Annotated in this window: 13 protein-coding genes and 2 pseudogenes; 5 read left to right on the forward strand and 10 right to left on the reverse strand. The window is 66.2% G+C overall.

Annotated elements, in window-relative coordinates; translation table 11 throughout:
- Positions 1–67: 67 nt before the first annotated feature.
- From E3U26_RS23710 to E3U26_RS23720, 3 genes are read right to left on the reverse strand one after another with little or no spacing between them, the layout of a single operon-like run.
- Positions 68–1,540 (reverse strand): carboxypeptidase M32, encoded by a 1,473-nt coding sequence (locus tag E3U26_RS23710; RefSeq protein ID WP_499106892.1) that lies wholly within the window; start codon positions 1,538–1,540, stop codon positions 68–70.
- Positions 1,537–2,682, reverse strand: a complete 1,146-nt coding sequence (gene ctaA / locus E3U26_RS23715) for a heme A synthase (RefSeq protein ID WP_449043848.1) — start codon at positions 2,680–2,682, stop codon at positions 1,537–1,539. Before ctaA ends, E3U26_RS23710 begins: the two co-directional genes overlap by 4 nt.
- 55 nt (positions 2,683–2,737) lie before the next feature.
- Positions 2,738–3,478: an RNA methyltransferase gene (locus E3U26_RS23720; protein ID WP_499106894.1), complete on the reverse strand. Its 741-nt coding sequence runs from the start codon at positions 3,476–3,478 to the stop codon at positions 2,738–2,740.
- A 76-nt stretch (positions 3,479–3,554) separates the two neighbouring features.
- On the opposite strand from E3U26_RS23720, the gene E3U26_RS23725 reads away from it, so the two are divergent.
- From E3U26_RS23725 to istB, 5 genes and pseudogenes are all read left to right on the forward strand, one after another.
- Positions 3,555–4,166: a thiamine phosphate synthase gene (locus E3U26_RS23725; RefSeq protein ID WP_114538036.1), complete on the forward strand. Its 612-nt coding sequence runs from the start codon at positions 3,555–3,557 to the stop codon at positions 4,164–4,166.
- 186 nt (positions 4,167–4,352) lie between these two features.
- The gene (gene guaA, locus E3U26_RS23730) at positions 4,353–5,912 is read left to right on the forward strand and encodes a glutamine-hydrolyzing GMP synthase (RefSeq protein WP_499106895.1); all 1,560 of its coding nucleotides are present in this window, start codon (positions 4,353–4,355) and stop codon (positions 5,910–5,912) included.
- Positions 5,913–6,206: 294 nt separating this feature from the next.
- Positions 6,207–7,196 (forward strand): annotated as a pseudogene (locus E3U26_RS23735) (tyrosine-type recombinase/integrase); the annotation flags it as partial.
- Positions 7,197–7,309: 113 nt separating this feature from the next.
- Positions 7,310–8,878 carry an IS21 family transposase gene (istA, locus tag E3U26_RS23740; RefSeq protein WP_028717560.1) on the forward strand — a complete coding sequence of 523 codons (1,569 nt, stop codon included), beginning with the start codon at positions 7,310–7,312 and terminating at the stop codon, positions 8,876–8,878.
- Positions 8,808–9,536: an IS21-like element ISPkr1 family helper ATPase IstB gene (gene istB / locus E3U26_RS23745; RefSeq protein WP_024843951.1), complete on the forward strand. Its 729-nt coding sequence runs from the start codon at positions 8,808–8,810 to the stop codon at positions 9,534–9,536. Before istA ends, istB begins: the two co-directional genes overlap by 71 nt.
- 130 nt (positions 9,537–9,666) lie before the next feature.
- On the opposite strand, the pseudogene trbL reads toward istB, so the two are convergent.
- The 7 genes and pseudogenes from trbL to trbB all read right to left on the reverse strand — a co-directional run.
- Positions 9,667–10,275: pseudogene (gene trbL, locus E3U26_RS23750) on the reverse strand (P-type conjugative transfer protein TrbL); the annotation flags it as partial.
- A 4-nt stretch (positions 10,276–10,279) separates the two neighbouring features.
- Positions 10,280–10,642, reverse strand: a complete 363-nt coding sequence (trbK-alt, locus tag E3U26_RS23755; protein ID WP_499106896.1) for a putative entry exclusion protein TrbK-alt — start codon at positions 10,640–10,642, stop codon at positions 10,280–10,282.
- Positions 10,643–10,651: 9 nt separating this feature from the next.
- A complete protein-coding gene (gene trbJ / locus E3U26_RS23760) occupies positions 10,652–11,425 on the reverse strand; it encodes a TrbJ/VirB5 family protein (protein WP_499106897.1) in 774 nt (257 codons plus the stop codon).
- Complete coding sequence (gene trbE, locus E3U26_RS23765) at positions 11,422–13,878, reverse strand: conjugal transfer protein TrbE (protein WP_499106898.1); 2,457 nt, start codon at positions 13,876–13,878, stop codon at positions 11,422–11,424. The genes trbJ and trbE overlap by 4 nt, the downstream gene beginning before the upstream one ends.
- A 13-nt stretch (positions 13,879–13,891) precedes the next feature.
- On the reverse strand, positions 13,892–14,173 hold the full coding sequence (locus E3U26_RS23770; RefSeq protein ID WP_499106899.1) for a VirB3 family type IV secretion system protein: 282 nt from the start codon (positions 14,171–14,173) through the stop codon (positions 13,892–13,894).
- Positions 14,173–14,505, reverse strand: a complete 333-nt coding sequence (locus E3U26_RS23775; RefSeq protein ID WP_499106901.1) for a TrbC/VirB2 family type IV secretion system protein — start codon at positions 14,503–14,505, stop codon at positions 14,173–14,175. Before E3U26_RS23775 ends, E3U26_RS23770 begins: the two co-directional genes overlap by 1 nt.
- Positions 14,502–15,437, reverse strand: coding sequence for a P-type conjugative transfer ATPase TrbB (gene trbB, locus E3U26_RS23780; RefSeq protein WP_499106902.1), 936 nt, complete (start codon positions 15,435–15,437; stop codon positions 14,502–14,504). The genes E3U26_RS23775 and trbB overlap by 4 nt, the downstream gene beginning before the upstream one ends.
- Positions 15,438–15,535 lie beyond the last annotated feature (98 nt).

Genomic DNA, 15,535 nt, shown 5'->3' on the forward strand with positions numbered 1-15,535 from the left:
TTGGAAAGACCGGCCGCCCCATGCCCGGCGCCCGGCTTCTTCGTTCCCCAAATACCCGAATCCGGCCTCAAAGCCGGTAGATGGCCGAGAATTTCTCTTCCAGGTAGTCAAGCAGCGGCCCCACGCCGACATCGGCCCCGGTAGCGCGCTCGATCAATTCGCGCACCGGGTAAAGCCCGCCATGGCGCTGGACGTTCTCGCGCAGCCATTCGACGGCCGGGTCGGCCTCGCCGCGCGCCAGCGCCTCGTCCAGGTCCGGCACCGCAGCGCGCAGCGCGGCATGCAGGCAGCCGGCATAGACGTTCCCCAGCGCATAGGTCGGGAAATAGCCGAACAGCCCCACCGCCCAATGCACATCCTGCAAGACGCCATTGGCCGGCCGGTCCACCGCCACGCCGAAATCCCGCAGGAAGCGGGCGTTCCAGGCCTCGACCAGATCCTCGACATCCAGCCGCCCGGCGATCAGGTCACGCTCCAGGTCAAAGCGCAGCATGATGTGCAGGTTGTATTGCACCTCGTCGGCCTCGGTGCGGATGAAGCCGGGGATGACGCGGTTCACGGTGGCATAGAAGGCATCGGCATCGGGCACCGAAAGCCCGCCGAAGGCGTCCGACATGCGCTGGTAAAGCCAGCCGGCAAAGGCGCGGCTGCGGCCCAGCTGGTTCTCGTAGATCCGGCTCTGGCTTTCATGCGCCCCCATTGAGACGCCGCGGCCCAGCGGCGTAAAGGCATAGTCACTGTCGATGCCCAGCTCATAGCTGGAATGCCCGACCTCGTGGATGGTCGAATAGAGGCAGTTGAAGGGATCGGCCTCGACCACCCGCGTGGTGATGCGGCTGTCCTGCCAGCGCCCCGAGCTGAACGGGTGGACGGCGATGTCCATCCGCCCGCGCGTCCAGTCATAGCCGAAGGCGGTGGCGCAGGTGCGCGCCAGGCGCAGCTGGGTCTCCTGCGGGAAATGCCCGGCCAGAGGCTCGGGCTGGAAGGTGGCGCCCAGCACGTCCTCGCGCAGCGCCACCAGCCGCGGCCGCATGGCGTCGAACAGCTGCGCGATCTCGGCCTGGGTGGTGCCCGGCTCGTAATCATCCAGCAGCGCGTCGTAAAGATCGCCGCCGTCGGCCAGCGCCGAGGCCTCCTCGCGCTTCAGCATCAGGATGTCGTTCAGCGCCGGCAGGAAATCCTCGGGCGCGTCCTTGGCACGGGCATCGGCCCAGATGCCCTGCGCCAGCGAGGTCTGCCGCGCCAGCTCCGTCGCCAGCCGCGACGGGATGCGCGAGGCGCGGCGATGGTCGCGCGCGATCAGCTCGATGACGCGGGCATCCTCGTCGTCCTCGGGCTCGGCCTGGTCCAGCCATTCGCCGATGCGCGGATCGGTGCGGCGCTCGTGCAGCACCGCTTCCATCGCCGCCATCTCCTCGGCGCGCTGCTCGACGGCGCCCCGCGGCATCACGGTTTCCTGGTCCCAGGCCAGCCGCTCGGCGACCGAGGACAGCGCCTCGGTCTGGCGCTGGAAGGCGAGAAGATCGTCGAAAGCGCTCATCGGACAGTCCCCCGGACCGAAGTTTCGATTGGATAGCGCGCATGGTGGCGCGCGCGCAGGATCAGCGTAAACAGTGCCACGGCTCCGATCTGATGCGCCAGTGCCAAAGCCAGCGGCGAGGCATGCAGCACGTTCATGATGCCCAGCGCCACCTGCACCGCGACCGCCGCGATCATCGCGGCATAGGCGCCGCGCGTCACCGGATGCGGCGAGCGGCGGGCGCGCAGGAACACCACCACGGCAAAGATTGCCAGCAGATAGGCCACCATGCGGTGGATGAACTGCACCAGCGCCGGGTTCTCGAAGAAGTTGCGCCAGCCCAGCGTCGCGTCCCAGATCTCGGCCGGGATCCATTCGCCGCCCATGGTGGGCCAGCCGGTATACATGCGCCCGGCGTCGATCCCCGCCACCAGCGCGCCCAGCAGGATCTGGACGAAGGCCAGGTGCATCAGCCCGGTGGTCATCGAGAAAAGCTTGCCCTCGCCCGCTCGCCGCGCGCGCAGCAGCGCCGCCTCGGACCGCGACAGCGCCAGGACCTGCCAGGCGATCATGCCCAGGATGGCGAAGGCCAGCCCCAGATGCGTGGCCAGCCGATAGGAGGCCACGCGCACCATCTCGCCCGACAGGCCCGAATGGACCATCCACCAGCCGATGGCGCCCTGCGCGCCGCCCAGCACGCCCAGGCCCAGCAGCCGCGGCACCCAGCCCGCGGGGATGCGCCTGGTCGCCAGGAAAAAGACGAAGCCCGCCGCCCAGACCAGCCCCACCAGCCGCCCCAGCAGCCGGTGCGACCATTCCCACCAGTAGATCCGCTTGAAGCTCGCCAGGTCCATGTCGGAATTGACCAGCTGGAACTGCGGGATCTGCCGGTACTTGTCGAACTCGGCCTGCCAGGTCGCGGCATCCATCGGCGGGATCGCCCCGGTCACCGGCTTCCATTCGGTGATCGACAGGCCCGAGCCGGTCAGCCGCGTCGCGCCGCCCAGCGCGATCATCGCCGCGACCATGACGAACAGCACGATCAGCCAGATGCGGATCGCGCCGCGCGCGCCCTTGGGTCCGGCGTCGATCATGCCGCCGGCGGGCGGCGTGCTGCGGGGGGTCGTCTCGGTGACTTCCTGAAAGACGGGACGTCTTGCCATGTCAGCTTCCTTCTCGATCGGGCGCGACCTTGGCCCGCCCGCGCCCGGAAATCAATCAGCCGCGGCGGATCAACTGCCGCAGCATGCCGTGGAAGATGCGCGTGTCGGCGCGGGTCAGGGGCAGCCGCGACCAGAGGTTGCGCAATGTCAGCTTCATCGCCGGCGCCTTCTCGGGCGGGAAAAAGAAGCCGGCCTCGTCCAGCCGCTCTTCCCAGTGATCGGCCAGCCGCTCGATCTCCAGCCGCGTCGCCTGGGCTTCGCCGTCGGGGCGGCGGCCATGCGGGGCGGGCTCGGGCGGCAGGCTGTGCTGCGCCCATTCATACCCGGCCAGCAGCACGGCCTGCGCCAGGTTCAGCGAGGGGAAGTCGGGATTGACCGGCACGGTGATGATGGCATTGGCGCGCGCCACGTCCTCGTTCTCCAGGCCCGCGCGCTCAGGGCCGAAGATCACCGCGACCCGGCCGCCCTGCGCGACCCGCCCGCGGGCATCCGCCATGGCCGTGGCCGGGGTCAGCACCGGCTTGGTCAACTCGCGCCCGCGGGCGGTGGTGGCATAGGCGTGATCGACATCGGCCATCGCCTCGGCCAGGGTCGCGAAAACCCGCGCCCGGTCCAGCACCCGGCCGGCCGCGCCCGAGGCCATGGCCACGGCGCGCGGGTTCGGCCAGCCGTCGCGCGGCGCCACCAGGCGCATGTCGCTCAGGCCGAAATTCAGCATGGCGCGCGCGGCCGCGCCGATGTTTTCGCCCATCTGCGGGCGGACAAGGATGATCGCCGGTTCCATGGCCGCGGCCATATCCTTCCGCAGACCCACTGGCAAGGCGCGCGGCGCTGCGCTATCTGCTGGCGGAACTCCAGGGGATGACAGCGCCATGACAGACCAGCCCAATTCGCCGCAACTCTACCTGATCGCCCCGGTCGGCGCGGCCGCCTCGACGCTGGGCCCGATGCTGGCCGAGGTCATGGACCGCTTTCCCATTGCCTGCCTGCGCATCCCCGGCGCCGGCACCGAGGAGGAGCTGGGCCGCATCGCCGATCTGGCGCGCGAGATCGCCCATGCCCGCGACGTGGCGGTGGTGATCGAGGACCATGTCCAGCTGGCGCAGCGCCACGGGCTGGACGGCGTGCATCTGACCAACGGCGCGCGCGGCGTGCGCCATGCCCGCAAGGAACTGGGCCAGGACGCCATCGTCGGCACCTTCTGCGGCGCCTCGCGCCACGACGGCATGAACGCGGCCGAGGCGGGGGCGGATTACGTCAGCTTCGGCCCCTGCGGCGCCACCGCGCTCGGCCATGGCGAGACCGCGCCGCTGGACCTGTTCCAATGGTGGTCCGAGATGATCGAGATCCCTGTGGTCGCCGAGGGCGCCCTGACCCCCGCGCTGATCGGCCAGCTGGCCCCCGTCGCCGATTTCATCGCGCTGGGGGCAGAGATCTGGTCCGAACCGGACCCGGCCGAAGCCCTGGGGATTCTCTGGCGCTGACAGCCCCTGCCGCGGTGTTGCATGGGTATTTGAACAACAGAGAAGGCCAGCCGTCGCGCCTCTGCCGGCAGCGCGGCTCGATCGGGGTCCGTCGCCTTCTCTGTTGTTCAAATACCCATGCGGCGGTGCAGCCGGCGATGCGTCAGCCCCCTTGCGAAGCGCCATGCCGCAGCCTAAAGCCTTGCCATGACCCAGCATCAGCGCCTTCTCATCATCGATTTCGGCTCACAGGTCACGCAGCTGATTGCGCGCCGCCTGCGCGAGCTGAACGTCTATTGCGAAATCCACCCGTTCAACGCGGTGGACGACGCCTTCCTGAAAGCCTTTGCCCCGCAGGCCGTGATCCTGTCGGGCGGGCCGGCCTCGGTCACGCAGGCGGATTCGCCGCGCGCACCGCAGGGGCTTTTCGACCTGGGAGTGCCGGTCTTCGGCATCTGCTATGGCCAGCAGGTGATGATGGAGCAGCTGGGCGGCCGCGTCGAATCGGGCCATCACGCCGAATATGGCCGCGCCTTCATCGCACCCGCCGAGGGCCACAAGGGCGACGGCATCTTCTCGGGCCTGTTCGAGACCGGCCGCGAGGAGGTCTGGATGAGCCATGGCGACCGGGTGACGCAGCTCGCGCCCGGCTTCGAGGTCATCGGCACCTCGCCCAATGCCCCCTTCGCCATGATCGCGGACGAGGCGCGCCGCTTCTTCGCCGTGCAGTTCCACCCCGAGGTGCATCACACCCCGAACGGCCGGATCATGCTGGAGAACTTCGTCCGCATGGCCGGCTTCACCGGCGACTGGACCATGGCCTCCTATCGCCAGGAGGCGATCCGCAAGATCCGCGAGCAGGTCGGGGACAAGCGGGTGATCTGCGGGCTTTCGGGCGGCGTCGACAGTTCGGTCGCCGCGGTGCTGATCCACGAGGCGATTGGCAACCAGCTGACCTGCGTCTTCGTCGATCACGGGCTTTTGCGGCTGAACGAGGCCGAGGAAGTCGTGACCATGTTCCGCGACAACTACAACATCCCGCTGATCCATGCCGACGAGAGCGAGCTGTTCCTGTCGGCGCTGGAAGGCGTCAGCGACCCCGAGGTCAAGCGCAAGACCATCGGCAAGCTGTTCATCGACGTGTTCCAGAAATACGCGAGCGGGATCGAGGGCGCGGAATTCCTGGCCCAGGGCACGCTTTACCCCGACGTGATCGAATCGGTCAGCTTCTCGGGCGGGCCCTCGGTCACGATCAAGAGCCACCACAACGTCGGCGGCTTGCCCGAGAAGATGGGGCTGAAGCTGGTCGAGCCGCTGCGCGAACTCTTCAAGGACGAGGTCCGCGCACTTGGCCGCGAACTCGGCCTGCCCGAGAAGTTCATCGGCCGCCATCCCTTTCCCGGTCCCGGCCTTGCCATCCGCTGTCCGGGCGAGATCACCCGCGACAAGCTGGAGATCCTGCGCAAGGCGGATGCTGTCTTCATCGACCAGATCCGCAAGCACGGGCTTTACGACGAGATCTGGCAGGCCTTCGTCGCCATCCTTCCCGTCCGCACCGTCGGCGTCATGGGCGACGGGCGCACCTACGACTATGCCTGCGCCTTGCGCGCGGTGACCTCGGTCGATGGCATGACGGCGGATTACTATCCCTTCAGCCACCAGTTCCTGGGCGAGACCGCGACGCGGATCATCAACGAGGTCAAGGGCATCAACCGCTGCACCTATGACATCACCTCGAAGCCACCGGGCACGATCGAGTGGGAATGATTCAGGCCCATCCAAACGCCGCCGAATTTACGCTGCGATACGACCTAACGAACTGAAAACAAAAATAAATTCGTCCTATGCCTATCGACAACTATCGGTGGGCATAGATCGCGTTCGGCGGCCTCGCTGACGGGCCTCGCCCCCATTGATCAACCGGAAAAACGAAAGTACCGTCAGGGGCAATGAGGCTCTTGACGGTACTTTTTTTGATCTAAGGCGCTGAACTAAAAGCGTTTTCAACGCCACCAGCCTCTAAAAACCGCGTGACGGTACTTTTCCGCGAGGAGGCCCGAAATGTTGACCGATGCAGCACTTAAGTGTCTGAAACCAAAAGCAAAAATGTACAAGGTATCCGATCGTGACGGCATGTATGTGCGCGTCGCGCCGTCGGGTGCCATCTCGTTCAGGCTCGACTATCGGCTGAACGGCAGGCGGGAGACCGTCTATCTCGGCAGATATGCTCGTGACGGGATATCGCTCGCCAGGGCTCGCGAGCTATGTATCGATGCGCGGCGGGCGATCGCCGAAGGGCGGTCGCCCGCCATCGAGAAGCAGCGGGAGAAGCGCCGGATCAAAGAAGCAAAGAGCTTCGGCGAATTCGGCGAAAAATGGCTGACCAACGCGACCATGGCCGACAGCACGCGCGCGATGCGTCGCTCCATCTTCGAGCGCGAACTCATGCCCGTCTGGCGGAATCGTCTCCTGACAGAGATCACACCTGATGACCTTCGCGCTCACTGCGGCAAGATCGTCGAACGGGGTGCCCCTGCCACCGCCATCCATGTGAGGGATATCCTGAAGCAGATCTACGGGTATGCCATTCTGCACGGCGAGAAGGTCGCCAACCCGGCCGATGACGTCGGTCCGGCCTCGATCGCCACCTTTACGCCGAAGGACCGCGCTCTTTCGCCCGCCGAGATCCGCATCATGTTCAAACAGCTCGAGCATGTCGCGACGTTGCCGACGATCCGCCTCGGGATGAAGCTTTATCTCCTCACCATGGTCCGGAAGAGCGAACTGCAGGATGCAGTGTGGGACGAGATCGATTTCGACAACGCCGTCTGGACCATCCCGAAGGAGCGCATGAAGCGGTCGAAGCCGCACAACGTCTACCTGTGCCGACAGACGTTGGACATCATGATCGCGCTCAAGACCTGCTCCGGCAACTCTCGATACCTGTTACCGTCCCGGTACGACGCGGACGCGCCGATGTCGCGCGCGACCTTCAATCGGGTCACCTACGCCGTCGTCGAACAGGCCAAGAAGGAAGGGCTGCCGCTGGAGTGTGAACCGGCGTGCAAAATTGACCCCGTAACGGGGTAATCGGCTTCCAAAAATGACCCCCCTTACGCTGATGGTCATGATGCCTCCGAGGCTATCGGGGGGCACAGTGTGGGATGCTGGTTGTGGAGACGATTGCGAAGATCCGCCGGGCGTATTTCCAGGACAAGAAGTCGATCAAGCATATCTGCCGAGAGCTGCGGGTATCGCGGAACACGGTTCGGAAGGTGATCCGGTCCGGCGCAACGGAGATGACTTACGAGCGAACCGTCCAACCGCAGCCGAAGATCGGTCCCTGGAAAGGCAAGCTCGACGAGATGCTGGCGGCGAATGCGCGCAAGCCGAAGCGCGAGCGGCTGACCCGCATCCGGATTTTCGAAGAGCTCAGGGCCCTCGGATATGACGGCGGCTACGACGCGGTCCGACGCTATGCGGCTTCGTGGTCGCAGGCGGAGCAGGAAGCGTCAGCCGCCGCCTATGTGCCACTGAGCTTCGATCCGGGTGAAGCCTACCAGTTCGACTGGAGTCACGAGGTCGTTCTGATCGACGGCGTGACCACCACGGTGAAGGTGGCTCACGTCCGGCTTTGTCATAGCCGGATGCTGTTCGTCCGGGCCTACCCGCGAGAGACGCAGGAAATGGTGTTCGATGCCCATGACAAGGCCTTTGCCTTCTTCGGCGGCGCCTGTGCGCGTGGGATCTACGACAACATGAAGACGGCGGTGGACACGATCTTCGTCGGCCGCGACCGCGCGTATAATCGCCGGTTCCAGCAGATGTGCGGACACTACCTTGTCGATCCCGTCGCCTGCACCCCCGCGTCCGGCTGGGAGAAGGGACAAGTAGAGAACCAGGTTGGCGTTGTCCGGCGGCGGTTCTTCGTGCCGCGGCCGCGCTTCAAGAGCTACGCGGAACTCAACGCCTGGCTTCAGGATCGCTGTATTGCCTGGGCCAAGGCCCATCCGCACCAGGAATTGCGTGATCGGACAATCTGGGACGTGTTCCAGGATGAGCGGGCGAGCCTGGTGCCCTACGTCGGCCCTTTCGACGGATTCCATGCCGTGCCGGCCTCGGTGTCCAAGACCTGCCTCGTTAGGTTCGACAAGAACCGCTACTCGGTCGATGGTCGCGCCGTCGGCCGTCCGGTCGAGATCCGCGCCTATGCCGAGCGGGTCGAGGTCTGGCAGGACGGCAAGATCGTCGGCCGGCACGACCGCGCCTTCGGGCGCGACAAGGCCATCTATGACCCGCTGCACTACATCCCGGTGCTGGCCCGCAAGCCCGGCGCCCTTCGAAACGGCGCTCCCTTCAAGGAATGGGAACTGCCGCCGGCGATACGACGCGTCCAGCGTAAGCTGGGGCGCGTGCCGAACGGTGACCGTCAGATGGTCCAGATCCTGAGCATGATCCCAACGGATGGACTGGAAGCCGTCGAGGCTGCCTGCGTCGAGGCCCTGACCGAAGGCGCCCCGGCGGCATCGGTCGTTCTGAACATCCTGGCCCGACATCGCGAGCCACCACCTCCGTTGACCATCGCCACGCCGGACGCGTTGCGCCTGACCTGCGAGCCCGTGGCCGACTGCAAACGCTACGACAGCCTCAGGAGACCCCGCCATGGAAAGATCACAGGTGCTGGACGCGATGGGCCAGTTGAAGCTCTACGGCATGAAGGCCGCCTACGATGAGATCATCGCCACGGCGGTGAAGCGACAGCACGAACCGCAGCAAATCGTGGGCGACCTGCTGAACGCCGAGATCAGCGAGAAACAAGCTCGCTCGATCAAATACCAGATGACCATCGCCAAGCTGCCCTTGGCCAAGGAAGTCGACGAGTTCAGCTTCGAAGACACGCCCGTAAACGAAACGCTGGTGCGCGATCTGGCCTCCGGAGAGTTCCTCGAGCATCAGCGTAACGTCGTCCTCATCGGCGGCACCGGGACCGGCAAATCCCACCTTGCCGTCAGCATCGCCCGGGCCTGCATCCGCCGTGGCAAGCGCGGCCGCTTCTTCAACGTCGTGGACCTGGTGAACAAGCTGGACGCCGAAGCCCGCGCCGACCGACAGGGACGCACTGCGGATCTCCTGTGCCGCCTCGACTTCCTGATCCTCGACGAGTTGGGATATCTGCCGTTCGCCCAGACGGGTGGCCAGCTCCTGTTCCACCTCATCAGTCGCCTTTACGAACGCACCTCGATCATCGTGACGACGAACCTCGACTTCGGCGAATGGCCGACCGTCTTCGGAGACGCGAAGATGACAACGGCGCTCCTCGACCGACTGACCCATCACTGTGACATCGTCGAGACCGGCAACGAGAGCTGGCGCTTCAAGACGCGGGAATGACCGAGACGCCGCTGGCCCGATCCGGTTGCGCTGTATGGAGGCTACACCGCATCGGGCCAGCTACCCGTGCTGACCAAGCGGGGTCATTATTGGGCGCCGAAAGGGGGTCAAAGTTGCGTGCCGATTGACAGGACGAGATGACGTTGCCGAGCACCCGTTCGGCCATGAACGCGGACTTGCCGAACAGACCGAACGGAATGAGGACGAAGCCGGCGAGCGTGGTGAGCTTGAATTCGATTAGGGTGACGAAGAGCTGGATCGCGAGGATGAAGAAGGCGAGCAGCACCAGCGCCCAGGCGAGGAACATGCAGGCGATCTGGATGAAGTTCTCGAAGAACGACCAGTATCCCATCAGGCCCGAGATGGATTCCAGGAGCGGCCGCCCGGCATCGAGACCGGTTTGCGCCACCTTGCCTGGCCGCAGCAGATCGGCCGTTGTGAAGCCCGTGCCACTGGCTTTAAGGCCCAAGCCCGCGAAGCTCTCGAAGACGATGCGGGCGAGATTGTTCCAGTTGCCGATGATGTAGGCGAACACCCCGACGAACAGCGTCTTCCTCACCAGGCGGGCGAAGATGTCGTCGTCGCCGCCCCAGGACCAGAACAGCGCGGCCAGTGTCACATCGATGACGATGAGCGTCGTGGCGATGAAGGCGACCTCACCGCTGAGCAGCCCGAACCCGGAATCGATGTAGCGGGTGAAGACTTCCAGGAAGTGGTCGATGACGCCGGTGTTGCCCATGACGCTACCGCGTCTCGGTCGGCGGCGACACCGTCGCCGGCTGGGTCGGGATGGCCGGGCCCGCTTGCGGATGGGGAGCCGGCGCCGCTTCCGGCAGCCGCTCTGCCGGTCGAGCGCCCGGCGCGAGGAAGCGGTTGCGGTTTTCCGCCCAGGCCCGCAGGCAGGCAGGATCACGCGGCCCGGCCTCGCCAAGGGCCTGGCAGCGGAACAACTCGTCGCGCAAGGGATCCGACGGCGTCGTGCTTGAGCGTGACGAAGCCCAGCTCTCCGCTGGCCTCTCATTCCGACTAATCTCGATCGCCGTCGCGGTGACGGCCAAGGCGACGAACACCACAGCGCCAAGTCGGGCGAGCATCTTGCCGTCCATGGCGCGCCCTCAGTTACCGCTGTTCGGGAACATGCGGGCGTTCCCGGCCTGGTAGCCGGAGCCCGGCGTCAAGAACCGGCGGCGTTGCTCGCGCCCCTGTTCGGCGGCCGCCGCGCGCTCGGCTTCGGAGAGCGCCTGCGACCTGCCGTTAGCCGCTACGACGGCCGTGAGGTCGGCAAGCTGTTGAGCCTGAAGTGCGAGGAGCTGGTTGCCGGCCTGCGTCGCCTGCAGCGCGCCCGTCGCTCCCTGGCTTCGGCCGATTAGCGAGGACATCTCGGTGCGGTTGGTGTCAATGTTGCCGACGACACCGGCCTGCACGCGCATGGCGTCCTGCAGCCCGCCGACAGTGTTCTGCCAACGCTCGCGCGCCTGCGCCACGAGCGCCTGGTCGGAGGCGGACATCGAGGCGTTGCCGTAGGTGGTCTGGAACGCCTGATCGATGTTCTGGACATCGTAGGCGATGCGCTGCGCCTGTTGCAGCAGCTGCTGGGTGCGCTGAACCGACTGCTGAAGCTGTTGGAGGGAAGAGTATGGCAGGCTTGCCAGATTGCGGGCCTGGTTGATCAGCATCGTCGCTTCGTTCTGAAGCTGGGTGATCTGTTGATTGACCTGCTGAAGCGTCCGGGCGGCTGTCAGGACATTCTGCGCATAATTGGTTGGATCGTAGACGATCCATTGGGCGGCGGCCGGGCTGCTGAGGATCGGCGAGAGCACCATCGGAGCGGCGAGGACAATTGCAGCGACGCGCATGGCGCGCGAGCGGGAATGAACGGAACGGGTCATGGGCGTGCCTCCGGATCGGTTTGGGGGGTGACGTTGCTGAGATCGGCGATGAGATCGGCCGCCCAGCCGAGGCGGTTTTCAGCGAGCCACTCGGCGAGAAAGCCGTCGGTGCCGCTACGGGCATGCACCTCCGCGATCAGCGCCTGGTGCTGTTTCGATGACGCGGCGCAGAGCGCCAGGGCGACATCCGAAAGGCCCAGCTCGAACAGGCGATTGCCGCGCCGCGACTGGCAGTAGTAGTCGCGCTTGGGCATGGCCCGGGCGAGGATCTCGATCTGCCGGTCATTCAACCCGAAGCGGCGATAGATCGCGGTGATCTGCGGCTCGATCGCGCGTTCGTTCGGCAGCAGGATGCGGATCTGGCAGCTCTCGATGATGGCCGGCGCGATTGCCGAGCCGTCGATGTCCGACAGCGACTGGGTGGCGAAGATGACGCTGGCGTTCTTCTTGCGCAGCGTCTTCAGCCATTCGCGAAGCTGACCCGCGAAGCCCTCGTCATCAAGGGCGAGCCAGCCTTCATCGACGATCAGCAGCGTCGGCCGCCCGTCGAGGCGGTCCTCGATGCGATGGAATAGATAGGCGAGGACCGCGGCAGCGGCGCCCGTACCGATCAGACCCTCGGTCTCGAAAGCCTGGACTGAGGCCTCGCCGAGATGCTCGGCCTCCGCGTCGAGCAGGCGGCCATAGGGTCCGCCGACGCAATAGGGTCGAAGCGCCTGCTTGAGATCGTTGGATTGCAGCAAGACCGACAGGCCCGTCAGCGTGCGCTCGCCAATCGGCGCGGAGGCGAGCGACGAGAGAGCCGACCAGAGATGCTCCTTGACCTCGGGCGTAATCGGAACGCTCTCGCGTCCCAGAATGGCAGTGAGCCAGTCAGCCGCCCAGGCTCGTTCCGCGACGTCGTCGATGCGCGCCAGCGGTTGAAGGGACACGCTATCGTCGGCGCCTTCCGTGAGCCCGCCGCCGAGGTCGTGCCAGTCGCCGCGCATGGCGAGCGCCGCGGCCCGGATCGAGCCGCCGAAATCGAAGGCGAACACCTGAGATCGCTCGTACCGGCGAAACTGCAGGGCCATCAGGGCCAGCAGAACCGATTTGCCGGCGCCGGTTGGGCCGACGATCAGCGTGTGACCGACGTCGCCGACGTGGATGGAAAGCCGGAACGGGGTGGAGCCTTCGGTCTTGCCGAACAGCAGTGGGGGTGCTGCGAAGTGCTCGTCCCGTTCCGGTCCCGCCCATACCGCCGACAGCGGGATCATGTGGGCGAGATTGAGCGTGTTGATGGGCGGCTGCCGGACATTGGCATAGGCGTGCCCGGGCAGGCTCCCGAGCCAGGCGTCGACGGCGTTGATGGTCTCCGGCATGGCGGTGAAGTCGCGGCCCTGGATGACCTTCTCGACCAGGCGTAGCTTCTCCGCGGCGATGCGCGGGTCCTCGTCCCATACGGTGATCGTCGCCGTCACATAGGCTTGACCGGCATAGTCGGCGCCCAGCTCCTGCAGCGCCATGTCGGCGTCGGCGGCCTTGTTCGCCGCGTCAGTGTCGACCAGCGCCGAAGCTTCGTTGGTCATCACCTCCTTCAGGATGGCGGCGATCGACTTGCGCTTGGCGAACCACTGCCGCCGGATCTTGGTCAGCAACTTAGTGGCGTCGGTCTTGTCGAGAAGAACGGCCCGTGTTGACCAGCGATAGGGAAAGGCGAGCCGGTTCAGCTCGTCGAGGATGCCGGGTGTGGTCGCGGTCGGGAAGCCGACAATGGTGAGGATGCGCAGATGCGTGTCGCCAAGGCGCGGCTCGAGCCCGCCGGTGAGCGGCTGGTCGGCCAGCAGTACATCGAGATAAATCGGCGTCTCGGGCACCCGGACGCGGTGGCGTTTCGTCGAGACCGTTGAGTGTAAGAAGGTCAGCGTCTCGGCGTCATCGAGCCAGGCGCATTCCGGCATGAAGGCGTCGATGAGCTGGAGGATGCGATCGGTGCGATCTACGAAGCCGCGCAGGATCTCATGCGCATCGACACCGGCGTGATCGCGGCCCTCATAGAGCCAGGTCTCGGCGCGCGCCGCGTCCTCGGCCGGCGGCAGATAGAGGAATGTCAGGAAGTAGCTCGACTCGAAATGCGCGCCGGCTTCCTCGAAATCCGCCTTGCGTTCGGCGTCGACCAGCGCGGAGGCGCTGTCGGCGAACATGCTGGTGGGATAGGTAGCGGCGTCGTGCCGCTGCGCCTCGACGAAGATCGCCCAGCCGGAGCCGAGGCGTCGGAAGGCGTTATTGAGCCGTCCGGCGACCGCGATCAGCTCGGCCGGCACGGCGCTGTCGAGATCGGGCCCGCGAAACCGCGCGGTGCGCTGCAGACTTCCGTCCTTGTTGAGGACGACGCCTTCTCCGACCAGCGCGACCCAGGGAAGGAAGTCCGCAAGCCGGGTGTTGCGGTTGCGATATTCGACAAGGTTCATCATCGCCGCGCGCCCCTCAAACCGACAGATGACCAGGGATGCGCAGATGCCTGCGCACGACGTCGACGAATTGCGGATCGCGCTTGGCGGCCCAGACGGCGGCGAAGTGACCGATCGCCCAAAGGCCGAGGCCGACCAACCAAAGGCGCAGGCCGAGGCCAAGCGCTGCCGCCAGCGTCCCGTTCAGGATGGCGATCGAGCGCGGCGCGCCGCCGAGCAGGATGTGCTCGGTCAGCGCGCGATGGACCGGGACCGAAAAGCCCGGCACTTCGCCTGCCGTCACCGCCGACGTCGCCATCAGACCAGCGCTCCGCCGCCGAACGAGAAGAAGGACAGGAAGAAGCTGGACGCGGCGAAGGCGATCGACAGGCCGAAGACGATCTGGATCAGGCGCCGGAAGCCGCCCGAGGTGTCGCCGAAGGCGAGCGTAAGGCCAGTCACGATGATGATAATGACCGCGACGATCTTGGCGACAGGGCCCTCGATAGATTCGAGGATGGACTGCAGCGGCGCTTCCCAGGGCATTGACGAACCGGAGGCTTGGGCGGCGGGCGCGAGCGCCAGGGTAAGGAAGGTGACGGAGGCGGCCGTCGCGATGTGACGGCGGATACGCATGGCATGCTGGATCATGACGGATCTCCTGTGGGGTGCTGGCTGGCTGGGAGGACGCGGTAATCGCCGTCGGGGCCGAGCCCTTCGACGCGAGCGAGTTCGGCGAGGCGGCGCGAAGCGCCGCGTCCGGAGAGCACTGCGACTAGATCGATCGTCTCGGCGATTAGTGCGCGCGGAACGGTGACTACGGCTTCCTGGATGAGCTGTTCGAGGCGGCGCAACGCGCCGATGGCGGTGCCGGCATGAATGGTGCCGATGCCACCAGGATGGCCGGTGCCCCAGGCCTTGAGCAGATCGAGCGCTTCAGCGCCGCGCACCTCGCCGATCGGGATACGATCAGGGCGCAGGCGCAAAGAAGATCGGACGAGATCGGAGAGCGAGACGACGCCGTCCTTCGTGCGCATGGCGACGAGGTTCGGCGCCGCGCATTGGAGCTCGCGCGTGTCTTCGATCAGCACCACGCGGTCGGCGGTCTTCGAGACCTCGGCGAGCAGCGCGTTGGTGAGCGTGGTCTTGCCGGTCGAGGTTCCGCCGGCGACCAGGATATTGCGGCGCTCGGCGACGGCGACCCGCAGCGCTTCAGCCTGGTCGAGCGCCATGATGCCGGCGGCGACATAGTCGTCGAGCGTGAATACGGCGACGGCGGGTTTGCGGATCGCGAAGGCCGGCGCGGCGACGACCGGCGGAAGCAGCCCCTCGAACCGCTCGCCCGTTTCCGGCAACTCGGCGGAGACACGGGGGCTGCCGGGATGGACTTCGGCGCCGACATGGTGCGCGACGAGGCGAACGATGCGCTCGCCGTCGGTAGGCGACAGCCGTTCACCCGTGTCGGAGAGTCCCTCAGACAGGCGGTCGATCCAGAGCCGCCCATCGGGGTTGAGCATCACCTCGACGATCGCGGGGTCTTCCAGAAACTGGGCGATCGCCGGCCCCAAGGCCGTGCGCAGCATGCGCGCGCCGCGAAGGATTGCCTCCGATTTCTGGTGAGTAGCCGCCACGTCGTCCCCGTTCTCGTGCGGGCCCGCGAAAAGCGGCCCTGGATCGGGGA

This window comes from Paracoccus ferrooxidans (assembly GCF_029909815.1).
GTDB classification, from domain to species: domain Bacteria; phylum Pseudomonadota; class Alphaproteobacteria; order Rhodobacterales; family Rhodobacteraceae; genus Paracoccus; species Paracoccus versutus.